This window comes from Chryseobacterium sp. C39-AII1, from assembly GCF_039672645.1.
Classification (GTDB): domain Bacteria; phylum Bacteroidota; class Bacteroidia; order Flavobacteriales; family Weeksellaceae; genus Chryseobacterium.
Genome location: NZ_JBDFPQ010000002.1, coordinates 281699 through 299279, shown reverse-complemented (window position 1 = coordinate 299279; position 17581 = coordinate 281699). Strand labels below are relative to the sequence as shown.

The following is a 17581-nucleotide window of genomic DNA, read 5'->3' as shown; positions in this document are numbered from 1 at the left end:
TTATTTGTAATCGTTTACGATTTTGTCAAAAGAAAGAGTTTTGTCGAAAGCTGAGATTGCTACCTTGCTCTCTACTTTGTCTACTGTTTCCACTGTTTCTTTAGAAAAGATGTTTTTCTTTGTTTTTGTAGTTACTACGCTGCTTGCTGCAGTATCCCCAATGATCTCGATAGAAGAGTATTTAGCTCCGTCTCCGTTTTCATAGTTAGCATTTTGACCATTAGAAGTCCAAGAAGAAAGCGCCATTGGAACGATTGCCAATCCTGCGAATAATAATTTTCTGTAGTTGTTCATGATATAATATTGTTTTTAATAATTATTTATAATCGTTTACGATTTTATCTAGAGAAAGTACCGGTTCAAGAGATCCTGAACCTGTTGCTACTGTTTTTTCAGCAACACTTACTTCCTGTATAGTAGATACGCTGATTACTTTTTTCTGAGTTTTTACAGTTACCGAGCTTGTAGCTGCTACGGTTCCCACAAGTTCTTCGTTGGCCAGCTTGCTTCCGTCTCCGTTTTGGAAGTTTACATTTTGATCATTAGAAGTCCAAGAAGAAAGCGCCATTGGAACGATTGCCAATCCGGCGAATAATAACTTTTTGTAGTTTTTCATAGTAATTTTATATTAAAATTTTATTGATAATCTTTTACTAATTTGTCTAAAGAAAATCCCGGGTTTTCAATAGTTGTAGTTACCTTAGATTCGGCAACTTCCACAGTTTCCATATTGGATACATTAATTACTGTTTTCTTTGATTTTACAGTAAAAATGCTTTGTAAGAAGCCTGCCCCAACTTGCTGATCCATCTCTTTTAATTGAGAGGTAGGATAATCCTGAAGGTTTCTGATGTTTTTTGTAGGGTCTTCCGAAGTCCAGGAAGATAATGCCAAAGGAACTATTGCAAGCCCCGCTAATAATAGCTTTTTGTAGTTTCGCATAATAAAATATTTATTTATAATTTTCTAAAATTTCGTTCATCGTAAGAACAGGCTCGAGAGCTTTTGTTACTTTATCGGAACTTCTAAGCTGTACAGAGATCTGTTGTCTTTGAGGATAAAATAATTCGTCTTGTACAGAGCTTGTTCCGATATTATCTTTTGTGATTTCGGTACTATAATCGGTGGTTTTCTTATAGTCTTTATCCGGAGGTTCTCCCGATGCCCACGAAGAAAGGGCTAGCGGTACTATTGCCAATCCTGCAATGAGTAACCTTTTGTAGTTTTTCATATTTATTAGTTGTTTGGAAATTTATTTATAGGTTTCTACGATCGTTTCAAAGGACATGGATAAATCCGGATCGTAAGGTTTTGATGTTTTTGACGAAACAGCTACTTTACTTGGGGCGTCGGTTTTATCTATAAAGGCAACGACACTTCTTTTATCTTTTTCAGAAACATCTATCATTACATCGGTTGTTCCGATTAATTCAACAGAAGATAGTTTAGAATGATCGTCAATGTTTTGAATTTTTGAAGTGGTGTTTTCAGACGTCCACGATGAAATCGCTAGTGGAACAACAGCAACTCCTGCAAGAAGTAATTTCTTATTGTTTTTCATGATTATTATTTATTTAAAAATTTTATTGATACGTTTTTATAATATCTTCCACAGATGAGGTTGTAGGTTCTAATATTTTTGTAGTGATTACAACCTTGTCTACATAGTCATATCTGTCTACCAAGACTAAAACATCTTTTTTACTTTGCACAATGATTTCACTTTGATAATCAGACGTTCCGATTGTGCCAACAGATGAAACTTTGCTCTGGTTGTCGATAACCTGATATTGCTTAATTGGATCTTCCGATGTCCAGGAAGAAAGGGCTAAAGGAATAATCCCGAATGCCGCAAAAAGTAATTTTCTGTAATTTTTCATGATTAATATTTTGAGATTTGGATTTTTTTCAGGGATTTTTGGGTAAAGTTTTCCCTGTTTCTCTTCATTTAAATAAGAGAAATACGAAGTATATATTGAGAAGTTTTTGGTGTTTTAGATGAAGACTACCTTTCCGCCTGCAACAATGAAAGGTCTTTTTGAATTTATTTTTTCTTCTTTTTCAGGAGCAGTCATATAAATTCCATCTTGATATTGCCCGGAAAATGATAATTTGTTGTTGGCCACAGACTTAGTTTCTTGTTTTTCCCAGTTACTGTCGCTCAATTTGTACAATGTATACACTTTTCCGTTTTCCAGTTTAGAATTAATTGTATTTTGAGCAAGAGATGCTATATTATTTGCATTTCTATTTTCCGCAGCCATATTTTTTAGTCGGGTAGCGATAGACTCTGTTTGAGAAATCGTGATTGTAGAAGTTTTAGACTTATCAAAGAATAGCAGCTTTCCGCTTTTATCTACATAAAATAATGCTTTTTTAGAATAATTATCTGGTGAATGAACAAGATATAAGGCGCCGACTCCTATTTTATCAAACACCATCTGTTTGTGCTTAGGGCTTATGGCAGCAATCGGAAGCCATTTATTAAAACTGAATACAGAAAGTAAGGCAATCTCTGTTTTATCATTATAAAACCCGTTTACATTGTATTTTATAGTTTTCGCATACTGATCTGTTACATCGATATCTGAGTAAGTAGAAGTAAAGCCCATTTTGCTCAATGTCTTATAATATTTCAGATAAACGGAAGCGGTATCAGGAACAAAACCTCTTCGGTATACCTTTGTAATGGTATAAGAATTATTTAGAGTGTCTTTTATACTGTTAATAATTTTTTTAGGATCAAAATTTCCTATATTATCTGTACCGCCGGCAAATGCAAACGATTTTTTTTGATCAAATACCAACGCATTCCATGCTTTTCCTCCATCGGCATTTCCCCAAACCGGAGCATAATCTATGGTTACAGGAATTCCGTTGGCTCTATTGATAAAACTTGCAAGATTTACCAACGCAATATCAGAACCTTTCTTTTCTTTTAATAAATGACTGAAAGACCAGTAATCTTCCTGAGGAAAGGGAGCCGAATAAGGAATATTTAAACTTTTTATTCTATTGTTTAAATAGCTTGATGCTTCAATAACAGATTTTTCAGAGTTTAAAACATACGTTTTAGGAAGTTCATAGCTTTTCAAAACGTTTTTTCGCCAGTTGAAATCATTGGTGAAATTAACTTTATAAGGAAGAACAAAATTAACAAAGCTATAATCTGATATTGCATTTGAATTAATGAGCTCTTTAGACTTGTCATAAGATAACTCTACATTTTCAGTAATGTCATTATCATTAATAAATTTCGAATCCTGCTCTTGGTTTCCCGAATTACTTACATGGAAATTTAAAATCGCATTTTTCTTTACAAAATCGAAAGCTGTTTTATAATTAATGCTTCTATCACTGTTCAAAATACCGTAGCTGTCACTTTTATTCGTACATGATGCCAACGCCGAAGCAATGAGTACATACAAGACGCTTTTCTTATTAAATATTTTTTGCTTTGAGGTTTTCATTAGTTTTTATTTTTTTACTTATCTTTTATAAGCATTAGTTTTTATCATTCTATATTCACTTTTTAAAGAATATTGTTGAAAAATTATAATCAAACCAATTCTTATTTTGTGATTCTTTGCTTTAATGTTCCTCAAAAGTATAAAGTTGCTATTTAGAATAATAATAATATCGACGAGATGTGGATTTTGTCTGATAAAAAACTCAATTATTCGGATAAACTTATAATTAATTAGGATCATTTTCTTTGAAAGAATAAAAGAAAATCGCAGAAAAATAAACCTTGCAATAAAGCCTATAAATGCGACAAAACATGACGTATTTAAAATAATTAATAATTTGATAATCAAATAATTATTAATGATGTTAAAATTTTATTTCACTGCATTGTTCTGATTCAAAAGATATAATTTTGTGTATTGAAATGTTCATTTTCTCATCATGTATGCTTTGGTAGATTGCAATAATTTCTTTGTTTCGTGTTATCGGAAGTTAATTATTATCAATAGATGATTAAAATTTCTTGTTTAATCAACTGATTAATAAGCTTGATTGTGATAAGAATGTTTTGATTATAATAATTAAAATGAATTTTCAATATCCATAAATTTTACATTATCCGTATTTATACGGATATTTTTTTAGGTGATTTTTCCTAACTTTTTCTATAATTTGTATTTTACGGAAAACCGTATTTAATTTTTTTAAGATTTAGGTATTTTTGATAGTTAAGCACAATTATCAATATATAGATTATGTGGAAGTTATAATACTTAATTTTGAAGGTTTAAATATTTTAATTAATTATCAATAATTTTTTAAGGAAGTAGTATACCTTAGAGAGTTAAGAATATATACTGTAAATAGGTTTTTATGTTAGATGAAATAGAGAAAAATAAAAAATATAAATCCAAGCTTGGTAAACTTGTAGTAGGTAATTCGCTTGAGTTATTGAAAAATGATAAAAAATTAGCCAAATTGAAAGGTAAAGTGAATCTTATAGTTACTTCACCCCCATTTCCTCTGAATAATAAAAAGCAATATGGAAACGAAAAAGGGGAAGAATATAAAGATTGGTTTATAAAATTAGCACCAATATTTTCTGATCTTTTAGCTGATAATGGTTCATTGGTCATAGAAATTGGAAATGCTTGGGAACCAGAGAGACCTGTTCAATCATTATTACATCTAGAATGTCTTTTAGGAATGGTTAAGCATCCTGAAGCTGATCTTAGGTTAATTCAGGAATTCATTTGCTATAACCCGTCGAAATTGCCTTCGCCAGCTCAATGGGTAACTGTTAATAGATTACGAACAGTTGACAGTTATACACACGTTTGGTGGATTGCCAAAAATGATTTCCCAAAAGCAGATAATAGCAAAGTATTACGTCCCTACAGTAAGAGTATGGAACAATTGCTAAAAAAACAATCCTATAATGCAGGTAAACGTCCATCAGAACATCAAATAAGTGAAAAAGGATTTCTAAAAGATAATGGGGGAAGTATTTCCCATAACTTCTTTGAAATGGAAGCTTTGGATGAAAATAGAGAAGTTAGATTACCTCACAGTGTATTGAGTTTTTCAAATACCAATTCTAATGGCTATTTTCTAAAAACTTGTAGAGAGAAAGGAATTACACCACACCCCGCTCGTATGTCTGGTGGACTGGTAAATTTCTTTATTCAATTTTTGACAGATGAAGAAGATTTGGTTCTTGATCCATTTTCTGGAAGTAACACTACAGGTTATTGTGCAGAAAAATTAAACCGTAAGTGGATATCATTTGAAATTAAAGAAGATTATATTGAACAAGCCATAATTAGGTTTAGTGATCCTGATTTAAAATCACCATTAAAATAAAAACTACTATAAACATGGAAAACTTAAGAGATGAGTTTGAACAAATTGGGAAGACCGATATTTTTAAGGTTGCAAAAAACTCCAAGGATTTTGTAGGTAATCCTTTCAAAATAGATTACAACAAAACAAGTCTATTGACATGTGATGATTGGAAATACAATGTTGGGGGTATTGCTCAAGGTTGTTTTCTGCTGGCATTTTATGAAAATGACTTTGGAGAAGAAATTGTACATGAAGCACTATTGTTGAGAGCATTAAGACCTTGTTCTATTCCAAGTGACAACAATGTAATCAGTTCAAGAATAGAGTATTTTAAAGAAGAACTTAAGACAGCAGGGAAAAACAGACAAATTGATCAATTCACGAGATTTGAATTCAGTTGTTCTGGTATGGAATGTTCTATACTTGGAACATTTTATAAAACCAATGATGGAAAAATAGAATTTGGAGCAGATCTTGAAAATTTTTACTCTCCACATTTATATAAAGTCTATAAACCATCAGGTAAATACCTTCGATATATTGTAAATCTTAGAGATAATGATGGTCCATTAAAGCCCAATTCTAATTTTCAAATAGGAACAGTTCGCTACAGTTCAAGCAGAAAGAATTATTTAGAAGGTGCAAGTACAGATGAAAAAGTATATATGCATACGAAAGATATATTAGGAAAAAGAACTGCATTATTTGGTATGACCAGAACCGGTAAATCAAACACTGTTAAAAAGTTAATTGAGGCAACCCAAGAACTTTCAAGTAAAGTGACAGCTACTTCAACAGGTAGCTTTCAAGAAGATATTAACCCATATAATGAAAATGAAATTCCTAAAGCAAAAGTAGGTCAAATTATTTTTGACATTAATGGTGAATATGCAAATAAAAATCTACAGGATGGAACTGCAATTTTTGAAAAATATGAAAATGATGTTACTAGATATAGTGTACTTGAAAAGATTGGTTTTGAAGTGTTAAAAATTAATTTTTATAAAGATGTCTCATCTGGGCAGGAACTAATGCGTGGATATTTTAAGCAGTTTGGGAAACAATCTGATTATGTGGAAGATTTCTTAGGAGTTAGTCTTGAAAAAGAAGGGGAATTACAGGGAGGAGAAAAAATTAGATACGACAGAAAGATTGCAGCTTATAAATGCTGTTTGAAGTTAGCTGGATTTACTTTAGCAGGAAGTAATAAACTTTACTTTGAAGGATGTAAAGAAATTAATGAACAGGTAAAGGAAGGTGGCATTGACCCTAAAAAAGGGATTTCTTATGATGACGCAATAATATGGTTCACTCAAATTTGGAAAAATTACGATACATGGGATTATTTAAAAGATTATGAAAGTAAAAAGGGGAAGCAATGGGCTGATAATGATTTGAAAGCAATTATTAGATTTCTAACTCAATATAGAAATCCAGGAGAGAAAAATTACATAAATAGCTATATCAAGCTAAGACCACTTTTAAAATATCATACTAATTCTGCGACAGAATTGTTTGAAGATAATATTTGCAAACTTGTAAAAGATGGAAAAATAGTAATTGTCGATTTATCTCAAGGAGATCCTGAAATTCAGAATTTATATTCTGAAAAAATCTGTAGAGCAATTTTTAATTTATCAATGATTAATTTCATTGATGCTAAACCTAATAATTTCATACAATTTTATTTCGAGGAAGCACACAATCTTTTTCCAAAGAAAGATGATAAAGATTTGAGTCAGATTTATAATAGAATTGCTAAAGAGGGGGCTAAGCTGAATTTGGGGATGGTATATGCAACACAAGAAGTAAGTTCAATTAGTTCGAACATTTTAAAAAATACGCAGAATTGGTTTATTGCTCACTTAAATAATGAGGATGAAGTGAAAGAATTGCGTAAGTTTTATGATTTTAGTGATTTTGCAGATGCTTTAATTAAATTTAGTGCTAAGAATGATAAGGGATTTGTTCGCATGAAAACCTATTCTAATCCTTTTGTGGTTCCAGTACAGATCGGACTTTTTAAATAACCGGAATATGACAGACGATTACGCAAATAATAGTTTCGAACGAGGTAGTCGAATTTCTCATAGCTACATTATTAATGATGAAGAAGTAAAACAATATCTAAACAATTGTGAGATTCCAGTTGAGGGAGAAGATGTAGAATTGAATAATGCACTTAAATATGATATTGTTTATCCTGAAAAGAATACAATTGAATTTATTGTTGCAGTTGATGGAGAAAGCACGACCATTCCTGTTAAAAAAAGTTTTCCATCTTCATTAATCACTTTTTTTCAGTTTGGTTCACTTCTTATCAAAGGTTCTGATTTGGATGAAATGGAAAAGAAGCCATTCGTATCACCTTCTGATATTAATAAATTAAAAAAAATAGAACGAGAAAAGTTTGTCTTACCCACAAAAAATGTTGCACTTAAAAAAGATATTGATTTTAGAACGACCGTTAGAGAAGCTATTCATGAATTTTTCAAAAAAACACATTCAGGTAAAACATCTATTCTAGAAACCTTGTACTGGTTTATATTTGAACAATATAACCCTTCGTCAACTAAAAATACTTATAAGCTTTCTCAGTGTCCTCATTGCGAAACCAAAGATATCTATCTCGAGAAAGATAAAATCAGTTTCTCTAACTATTCTTGGAACTGTACACATGAAAAATGTAAAAAGGAAATATTAATCAGTGATGTGTTCCGATTATTTGAGAAAGTTGATAATGATGCTGGAGCAACAGGAATTATTACATATCTGGAAAGTGTTATAGAGAGCTTTTTTATAATCCATACTATCAAAAGTCTAATGGAAATTGAAGATGGACTAGTGAATCGCTTTTTACTTGTAAAGGATGGTCCTTTAAGTTTTAGTGGAGAAACAGCAAATATGCATAAACCTATGCAGTCTTTACTAACATATCTTAATCTAAATCATAAGATTAATTTGGTTGGAGTTGAAAGCTCTGGAGCTTTTGTTGATCATGCAAGGCAAATTAAAGACAAATTAAATCCTGGTCAGGTCTTTTTATTAAATAATGAGCATATCTACACTTATATACAAGTTGGTAATCACAAAGAACAGCAATACGGTAGTACATCATATTACAGTGGAAAGTTTATTTATAAATCTTTTGATAAAAGAGTTTATGTTCTTACCATACCAGTAGAAAATCATAACACATATTACAATCAACCAGAGATTGGTGACTTAAAAAATATCCAAGAAATACTTATGAATATTGATAAATTAAGATGTGATATTTATGAGAATGCGTTGATTCCTGTTGCTATTGCAAATAAGCTTATATCACTAACAAACCATCCAAGTTCAAATATATTGGAACGATTTGCTAAAAAATCTATGGGAAGATGATTAAAATAGAAAAACAAAAAGCTCCGGACTATCTAAATTCGGAAATTGTTCATTTAGCTATTGAAAAAATGGAAGAATTTTTTGCGGCGGATAATAGAAACCAAAAACGATATAGTTGGCCATTTAATATAGAAATAGACAAAGAGCTAAAAAAATATATGCATGAAGCATTTCATGGTAAGTGTGGTTACTGTGAAATTAAAATAGATTCTCCGGAATTAGGAACGATTGATAGATATAGGCCTAATGACGGAGTAAGAGATAAAAATGAATTTCATCAAGATCTTTACTGGTGGTTAACATTTGATTGGGATAATTTGATTTATGCCTGTAAAGAATGCAATCAATACAAAGGAAATTATTTTCCAATAAAAGGACGGAGAGCATTAAATAAAAACGATGATTATCAAAATGAACATCGAATGCTATTAAATCCATATCTTGATGAAGGCGGAAATCATTTAAATTATATGTTTAGTGATAATGGTCATATTGATGCGTTAACAGATGAAGGGAATCAGACTATTGAATTATTACGACTAAATAGAAGTAATTTATTAGAAGGAAGAAGAAATGCTAGAAACGAGATTATAGCAGCAGTAGAATCTTTAATTATTGGGAAACAAATTGATAATGATTTAGTTAAAAAATATTTTACTGCTATTTATGAATTAGAAGATCCGCATATTGAATTTCTTTCATACAAAAGATTCATATTGTTAAATGAATTAGAAACACAACCTTTTTTAGGACAAATAATAGGTTTAGAAGATTATCAAACAAAGGAAGATTGGTTTAGAGAAAAGGAAAAACAAACTAAAAGAGAAGGATTATGGAAAGATCTTATAAAAAGTGATTACTTCCCAATAGAGTATATTCATATCAAAAACTTTAAATCCATTGATGATTTAAGAATTGACTTTAAAGAAGATGATATAGATAAAAAATCATGGTTGTTTTTACTTGGAGAAAATGGTGTTGGTAAGAGTTCAATTCTTCAGGCAATAGCAATTGGATTAAAAGTAGAAAGAAAGATTGTAACCTCTAATCAAATTATTTCGTTGATAAAGAGAGGAAAAGACACAGCCGAAATCATAATAAAAGAGAGAAATAACGAAAATATAATACATACGATATTAGATCGAAATGACAGTTCTATTAAGCAATCTGGTGAATTTGACTCCTATTTAATCGGCTATGGATCTTTACGTCTGTCCGTTGATGAAATAAAAAACACATCCAAAGAGGACACTTCAAAAGTAAGCTATGCAAATTTATTTAAACCTACAAAGGCTTTAAATGATGTAAGTAAATGGTTAATATCTATATACAACAATGATATTGATTTCTTTAACCGTATTGCTTACTCTATAAAACTATTACTGCCACATGACAAATCGGACACTAATCTTTCCATAAAGAATGAAGAAATAGTGCTAGGCGATTCCGAAACTTTATTTGCTGAATTAAGTGATGGCTATAAAAGTACTATTACGTTAGCTATCGATATAATGATGAAACTTTCCGATGCACAATCGGATATGAAAGTAATGTCAGGAATTGTGTTAATTGATGAGTTAGGTAATCAATTACATCCAAGGTGGCAGATGAGGATTGTTAGACAGTTGAGAGAAGTGTTTCCTAATATTAATTTTATTATTTCTACACATCATCCATTATGCTTAAGAGGAGCAGAAAACGGAGAAATCTTGTTGCTTAAAAATATTAAAGGAGAAGTGGTGAAAACAACAGAATTGCCTGATCCAGCCACTCTACGAGTTGATCAATTGCTTGCTTCAGAGTTTTTCGGACTAAGTAGTTTGGTAGATCCAGAGATAGAAGCAAAATTCAATCGGTATTACGAATTGTTAGCAAAAAATGAAAATGTAACACCTGAACAGCGTAGGGAGATAAACACGCTAAAAGATGAGCTTAGAAACAAGCAACAATTAGGATCGTCGCTTAGAGAAGAGTTGCTGTATTATGTTATCGATAAACTATTAGCCGAAAAGGTTGCTTATGATAAAAATCCTTTAAACAGAGAAGAGTTAAAGGCAGAAACAATTCGCAGGGTTAAAGAAGTTTGGAAAACTCTAAACTTAGAAGCATATGATTAATATACAAAGGCGTGATTGTCCAGATATTCTTAAAACTGATGTCGATCCGGAAAGTGATGGAGTGATAGAAACAAAAGATGCGATTCTATATTTTAGCGATGTAACTAATCATCAAACAACTTATAAGAAAATGGGAGCGCGCGGAGCGAGGATCAAAGAAGGCTATTCAGTTTACAAGGATAAATGCGTGCGCAAAACACTTTTGGAAATGTTTCAAGGTAAGTGCGCATATTGCGAAAGTAAGATCATAACAATATATAATGGCGATATTGAACACTTTAGACCAAAAGGGGAAATACAAGAAGCTAAACCTTCAAAACCCGGTTATTATTGGTTAGCAGCAGAATGGGAAAACTTATTATTCGCTTGTCCATTTTGTAATCAAACAAATACTCATGAAATTAATAATGATGGAGATATTGAAGAAAGTGTACTTGGTAAGCTTGATCAATTTCCACTTGTTAGTGAGACACATCGATTAAATCACAGTCATGGTTCTTTATACTTTGCCAATCGAGCGCAATACCTCCAAGCTTTTAACCTTGAAGAGACTGAAAGATTATTGCTTAACCCCTGTCTGGATACGAATGTGAGTCGATATTTTAAATATGATGACAACGGAGCAATTATAGTAAACGATGGGCTTAGTGATCTTGAGAAACAAAAGGCAGGAGAGTCAATTAGAGTTTATGCATTGCATCGATTAAATTTGGTAATAGCCAGATCTGAGAAAATAATCCAAATAAAAGCTCAAATCAAAAGAGTTGAAAACGCGATTAAAAATTTTAATGACAATATTGAGGGAAATGAAGAAAAACGTACTTGGTTCGAAGGTATTATGAGGGAAGAAATGCAAATTTTGAAAAAATATAAAGATCCTGACCAAGAATATGCGGCTTTAGCAAGGTATATAATTGACAAATATTTTGACGAGGCAAAATTTATTTAGACCGTATAATTAGTTATATAGATTTCATACAAAATTCAATCATGCAGACTTATAAACAGAACCTAAAAAATGAGGCTCGTGAAAAGCTGGTTAAGCATGCTATTCAATCACTAACAGACGAACGGCACAGTAGTTTTCTAGTTTCTCAAGAACATTTCATTAAAATGACAGACCATTTTAATAAAATGTTCTTCAAATTTCTTGGAAACAAAAATTTTGAATATATCAATCAATACAATTGGCTTTTTTCAAGTGAAAGAAATAATTGGTTAAAATTTTACAAAGAAAAATGTAAATCTAAATTGGCTAGTGAATTGAAAGTATTGTATCTTTCTGGACCAGAGCCATCTAACGACATAGAAATTTTATGTAATAATGGTATTATCCTTGAAAATATCTGGGCTATCGAATCAGATAAGAAAATATATAAAGAAGCATTAAAATCATTAATTGAAAATAAAATTCACATCAAATTACACCGTGGATCGTTGGCTGAATTCTTTGAATTAACAAATCACGAATTTGACATAGTGTATTTTGATGCTTGTACTCCAATTATTTCGACACAACAGTCCCCACTTGAAATAATTAAGCAACTTTTTGTAAATAAAAGACTAACGGGCTTATCTACGTTTATTACAAATTTTGCAGAGCCAGGTGATAATTATAATTGGGGTGATATATTAGCTACCTGGTTTGCAACAAAGGAATTTTATGAGGTTCCATCAGTGGATGATGAATTCGGAATGAGTCCATTAGAAAAATCATCTTCATTTCCATTATATAGTAGTTTTATAAATCAACATTTAGACTCTTATTATGATACTTTTTTAACACATTTTATACCAACAATAGCTTCGGAAATAATTCCAATGTGGCAATTATCTTCTTTAGGATCTGTTCAAAGCAATCATCTACTTAATGAACAGTTGCTCCAAAAAGAGTTGAAAATTATAAAATCGGATAAGATAAATGCAGATAATTCGGATAAGATTTTAAAAGAAATACCGCATTACATACTTTCGATTGATAGTTACCCGCTATTAAATTGGGTTAGGCTAATAAACAATAATTTACCAAAAGATCATGCTTTACGTCAATTTATCAATAGTAGTCGAAAAAAGATGACAATAGAGGATGCTTTATATATAGGTAGTTTATTAAAACGTTTTGAAGAAGTAGATTCTGGTTTTAATACTTTTATTCATAATATTTGTGGAGAAGGTTTAAAGGAAATAATTACTAATCTTGATTTCTTTGATAGAAATATGAACCTGACCTGTGATATACCAATGAAAAATTTATTAATTGAATTGTTATTAGGTATCTATGGACATTCTTATATTGCACATACAGAAAAAACTATAGGAATAAAATACAAGGCAAAAAATACTTGGATGTACTCTAATGTATTTGTTTTTGACCAATGCAGGTATTTGTATGATTTTCTACCAACTCTAGACTTATGGGAAAGCTTTTTTGAAAATATCTCACATCAAACAATTATTCGTGGATGCATAGACGAAATTCGACGTAATCATTTGCATCTCAATAATTCACTTTTTAAATGGGGCTTTATCGAAGGTATATATGGAGAATTTAGTCATTGTACACTTTCAGGGAGAATTAATTTAAATATTGAAAATAATTGATGTTTGATAAGGATAAAGTTATATTAAAACTAATACGAAATCTGTTTGACACCCAAACAGATGGAGAACATATTACCGTTGCAGAGCTTAAAACAATTGATAAGAATGGATTGGAGGAAACCATTGATATTAATTTAGTTTATTATCATTCATTCAACTTATTAAGGGTATCTTTTAATGTGTTTTTATAACGAAAAAGATTTAATTTTTCCCGTTTCTTTTTAATTTTTATATTTTTAATTCCCAGTTTTGCGAGTTTACGTAATATATGATTAATTTCGCTTTCTGATACTTTTAAAACTACCTTTATCATTCTATAATTGCTTGATTAATATTCTTACATTAAAATCCTTTTCTGCTAGATACTGCTTTTATAAATGACAGCCACCAACCATACACTGTCCAACCAAAGAATGCATTGATTAATAATACGACTAGAAATTTAAACTTTAGAACTGGAAGGCGTAGTAACGCTATCATTGAAGGAATGAAATAGACGAACAAAATTATTTTTAGAAATAATGCTCCTCCTTCTTCTTGCTGGGTTGTAACGGTCAAAATTTGTATCATGCCTATTTAATAAAAAGCGTGGAACTAATATCAATCCGTACATAGGTGCCGCGAAGTACCCGATAACCAGAAAGACTTAGCCCACGCCGTATAAGCATGGGCGTAAGTCTATCATTTTTGGTTATCATTTTAAAGTTCGCGGCTTTATGTACCAAAACGATAGCTTACGCTTGACGTTATTTTAATTTGTTGGCAAATATATAAAAATTGAAAATAAGAAAAACTATAATACTATTTTATATCTTAGATAGACTAATAACAATCATCGAAAACTATAAAATGTATTTGGAAGATATTAAATTATGGAACTTTAGAAAATTCGGTACAGATGGCAATTTTAACGTTCAAAATCTAAATTTAAACAAAAGGTTTAAATGTTTTAATTGGCGAAAATGATTCTGATAAAACGGCTATTATAGATATTATTAAACTTGCTTTAAAAACTCATGCTTCAGAATGGATTAAGCCGGATATGGATGATTTTTTTGAAGGCTCAGAAAAGTTTCGGATTGAATTGTCATTTAAGGAGATTTCTATTGAAGAGGCTAATGAAACTTTTAAGAAATATATTCAAGATCAATAGAGAAAATGTCTTTAAGGATCACAATTTTCAAAACATTTATTTGAAAAATAAAGCTAGCCGATTTGATATATAAATTTAAAATATTTTAATATGAATGCACTTATAAAATTATCATTTAAAAATACATATGGTAATTTGATTTGGGGTAAAAAATATATCTATCCGGAATCTGATTTACGATATGGCATTATAGAACTCCAAAAAAAAGGATATTGGATAAGTGCTTTTCCAGAAGGAGATGGTCTTACTTTCAAGATGGAATCTGAAAAATCAGAAAGTTTTACTGACTTTGAAATAGCGTTTCCATGGATGAATCTAAAATGTTATTCTGAAAGTGAAAATATGGATTATGATAAGGATCTTTTTAATGAGCAAATAGTGATATTACCATTAACTAGGTTAAATATTGATAATGCTATACATAGTAGAAATTTATGTATTTTTCCTTCAGGCCAATTTCCTGTCGAGCTTTTAAATACACAAATTCCTGATAAGTTTGATTTTAATAAATTACCAAAGGAAGGTTGTAACCGAAATCTAGTTACGTCTGTAACTCAGATTGATGAAGAGGCATTCACACATAATGCTCTTGTAGTCTTTCGTGACTCGATTACAATTGAAGAGTATGCTAAAATGCTACAACCGGATGATGTTGAGTTAATTAAAAAATATAGTGAGAGAGTCGAACCAGTCCTAGATATTATAAGATTTTTTGAGTGTAATTATACTACTCCTGAATTACTTCCAGCAAGAGCTGGTATTTGGGATGACAGATACTCAGCATTCTTATTATACTTTCCAAAATTTGATATTGGTGTTGTTCAATCAAGAGAAGTCGAAATAAAAACTTTTATAAAAGGAATTGGTGCTGATATCAGTGATACCATGCAAATTACTTACTTACCTATTTTTATGTATCAAGACAGTGAAATTGGTGAGGTAGGTAGATTGTGTAAGTATGCATTAAAATTAAATACTACAATAGCTGAGTCCGATAATCAGAGTGTTAAATTCATGCAGATCATGACCCTTCTTGAATTTCTTGGAAGTCCCCATGAATACAAACAGTTTCAGATGATCAAAGGAAAAATTATCAGTTATATCGCAACAGATAAAAATGATTACCACAGCCTTTCTGAAAAATTTAAATATTATTCTAAAGATTTGCGAACAGAGATTGTACATAATGGAAAAAGAATAGAAGATCTTTTGACAGCTAAAGAAATATTTGGGTTATTTCAATTTTTTCATAGAACAATTTATACCATTATTTTCGATATGATGACTAAATTTGATATGGATTGGGTTGATTATCAAATCGATAGAAAAATAAAACAAGACATATTAACTTCTTAATTAAGATTTACGATGGATATAGCTGAAATTGCTTCTAAGTTAAATAAACTAACATTTAAGGATAAAACCCCTTTTTCAAAACTACAAGAGATAAGATTTAAATATTTAAAAAAAAGACCAAATACTTGGGGAATATTTTCTTCGAAATCAATTAAGTGGGACTATGCTTTTCATTCAGGTGGTAGAAAAGAATTTCAGTTTAATATTGGTGAAGATTGGTTAGATGGTAAAACAGTTTTTAGATATGGTTTAGGGTTTTCGCTTAATGAGGATAAAACTTTGCATTACTCTAAGGCAGAGTTTAGACCAAAGATAAATAGGTTTAATAATTTTATTTTAACTAATCCCCATTTTTTTTCAGGATTTTCAATGTGGTATTATTCCGATGGAAGTTTTGCTGAATTTTATGATAATGTTAAAGGAATTGATGATCGTATGTTTCAGGCAGAAAACTTTATTTTTATAGGTAAATTTTTTTCAAAACAAATTAATGATATTGATACTGCTGATATTCAGCAGATACTATTATGTTTTGATAGATTAATTGAAGTTTACGAAAAGGTTGAATTTGGTGATGTTACTGTTGAAAAAAGGATTGCAAGATTGACTTGGAATACTAATGGTTGGGTAAATCCCTCAGGACCATTAGGTAAAAGCAAAAATAAAGATACTCATGAGGGACAATACGGTTATGGTCATGAAGAATGGCTTTTTGAAACCAGTAAATTAATTGATGGTTATCACTATGGCTTTTTGGAACCGATTAGACAACAGCAATCTGCTTACACTAATAATACATATACTGTTTGGTTATATACAATAGATCATGTTACAAAAAAACGTTATTGGATTGGTGAAATTGATAATATTGAAGTCATTACTGTTGATGAAGCCGATAGGATTAAAGATATTTATATTCAAAGAAATTGGCACGATGAAATGGAAAATCAAATTCGTGAAAGCGGTGCAAATACTAAAGGTTTTTCAAATTGGAGAGGTGTAGATCTTTTTAATGTAAGATTTCTGCCTAAAAATCTGAGATTAAACGCAGATTATTGTGAACTTCCGAAAGATAGTAAAATATATAATCTAACAAGGTATACATTTGGGAAATTTTCAGAAGATTTAATACCTGATACAATTACAAAAGGGTTTGAATTCCCAACAATATTGAAGAAGGCTGATAAGATTAATATTGATATTGACAACACGGTTGAAAGTTCCTTTTATGAAAGGATTGCGAAACCTATTGAAGTACAATATGTTCACAAGGCTATAGCCAAAGGGTTAAAATCATTGTTAAAATCTAAATATGGTGAAAATAATGTACATGATGAACTTAGAGCGGGTTATGGAAATAATAAAATTGATATGGTTGTTAAGTTAGAGGATGAATTTATATTTTATGAAATCAAATCCTACAATTCTTCAAGAACTTCTATCAGAGAAGCATTAGGGCAACTTCTTGAATATTCCTGTTGGGTCAGTAATAATAATGCAACAAAATTAGTAATTGTTTCACAGAAACTCGGAGATACGGAAGAAGCAAAAAAATATATATATCATCTGAGAAATACATTTAATTTGCCTGTTTATTTTCAAACTTTTGACCTCCAAACTTTAGAATTATCTAGTGAATTTTAAATATAAA

The 17581-nt window shown here is 30.6% G+C and carries 15 protein-coding genes; 8 read left to right on the top strand and 7 right to left on the bottom strand.

What is annotated here, in order from left to right:
- The 7 genes from ABEG63_RS04180 to ABEG63_RS04150 form a co-directional block, all read right to left on the bottom strand.
- A complete protein-coding gene (locus ABEG63_RS04180; protein ID WP_267406687.1) occupies positions 1-294 on the bottom strand; it encodes a hypothetical protein in 294 nt (97 codons plus the stop codon).
- 22 nt (positions 295-316) lie between these two features.
- Positions 317-616 carry a hypothetical protein gene (locus ABEG63_RS04175; RefSeq protein WP_312392149.1) on the bottom strand — a complete coding sequence of 100 codons (300 nt, stop codon included), beginning with the start codon at positions 614-616 and terminating at the stop codon, positions 317-319.
- Between the two features lie 20 nt (positions 617-636).
- Positions 637-942 (bottom strand): hypothetical protein, encoded by a 306-nt coding sequence (locus tag ABEG63_RS04170; protein ID WP_267406690.1) that lies wholly within the window; start codon positions 940-942, stop codon positions 637-639.
- 10 nt (positions 943-952) lie between these two features.
- Positions 953-1231, bottom strand: a complete 279-nt coding sequence (locus ABEG63_RS04165; protein ID WP_346583192.1) for a hypothetical protein — start codon at positions 1229-1231, stop codon at positions 953-955.
- A gap of 21 nt (positions 1232-1252) precedes the next feature.
- A complete protein-coding gene (locus ABEG63_RS04160; RefSeq protein ID WP_267406692.1) occupies positions 1253-1561 on the bottom strand; it encodes a hypothetical protein in 309 nt (102 codons plus the stop codon).
- Between the two features lie 22 nt (positions 1562-1583).
- A complete protein-coding gene (locus ABEG63_RS04155; RefSeq protein WP_346583190.1) occupies positions 1584-1880 on the bottom strand; it encodes a hypothetical protein in 297 nt (98 codons plus the stop codon).
- 114 nt (positions 1881-1994) lie between these two features.
- Positions 1995-3470, bottom strand: coding sequence for a transglutaminase domain-containing protein (locus ABEG63_RS04150; RefSeq protein ID WP_267406697.1), 1476 nt, complete (start codon positions 3468-3470; stop codon positions 1995-1997).
- A gap of 871 nt (positions 3471-4341) precedes the next feature.
- Between ABEG63_RS04150 and ABEG63_RS04145 the strand changes: the two genes are divergently transcribed.
- The 8 genes from ABEG63_RS04145 to ABEG63_RS04110 all read left to right on the top strand — a co-directional run bounded on the left by ABEG63_RS04145 (position 4342) and on the right by ABEG63_RS04110 (position 17574).
- Entirely contained in the window at positions 4342-5331 is a 990-nt protein-coding gene (locus ABEG63_RS04145; RefSeq protein ID WP_346583188.1) for a site-specific DNA-methyltransferase, read from the top strand.
- Positions 5332-5345: 14 nt separating this feature from the next.
- Positions 5346-7343 carry a DUF87 domain-containing protein gene (locus tag ABEG63_RS04140; protein ID WP_346583185.1) on the top strand — a complete coding sequence of 666 codons (1998 nt, stop codon included), beginning with the start codon at positions 5346-5348 and terminating at the stop codon, positions 7341-7343.
- A gap of 7 nt (positions 7344-7350) precedes the next feature.
- Entirely contained in the window at positions 7351-8703 is a 1353-nt protein-coding gene (locus ABEG63_RS04135; protein ID WP_346583183.1) for a hypothetical protein, read from the top strand.
- Entirely contained in the window at positions 8700-10820 is a 2121-nt protein-coding gene (locus tag ABEG63_RS04130) for an AAA family ATPase (protein ID WP_346583181.1), read from the top strand. Before ABEG63_RS04135 ends, ABEG63_RS04130 begins: the two co-directional genes overlap by 4 nt.
- Positions 10813-11769, top strand: coding sequence for a hypothetical protein (locus ABEG63_RS04125; RefSeq protein WP_346583179.1), 957 nt, complete (start codon positions 10813-10815; stop codon positions 11767-11769). The genes ABEG63_RS04130 and ABEG63_RS04125 overlap by 8 nt, the downstream gene beginning before the upstream one ends.
- 41 nt (positions 11770-11810) lie before the next feature.
- On the top strand, positions 11811-13421 hold the full coding sequence (locus ABEG63_RS04120) for a hypothetical protein (RefSeq protein ID WP_346583177.1): 1611 nt from the start codon (positions 11811-11813) through the stop codon (positions 13419-13421).
- Positions 13422-14664: 1243 nt separating this feature from the next.
- Positions 14665-15930, top strand: a complete 1266-nt coding sequence (locus ABEG63_RS04115) for a hypothetical protein (protein ID WP_346583174.1) — start codon at positions 14665-14667, stop codon at positions 15928-15930.
- 12 nt (positions 15931-15942) lie between these two features.
- Positions 15943-17574, top strand: coding sequence for a hypothetical protein (locus ABEG63_RS04110; protein ID WP_346583172.1), 1632 nt, complete (start codon positions 15943-15945; stop codon positions 17572-17574).
- The last annotated feature ends 7 nt before the right edge of the window (positions 17575-17581 follow it).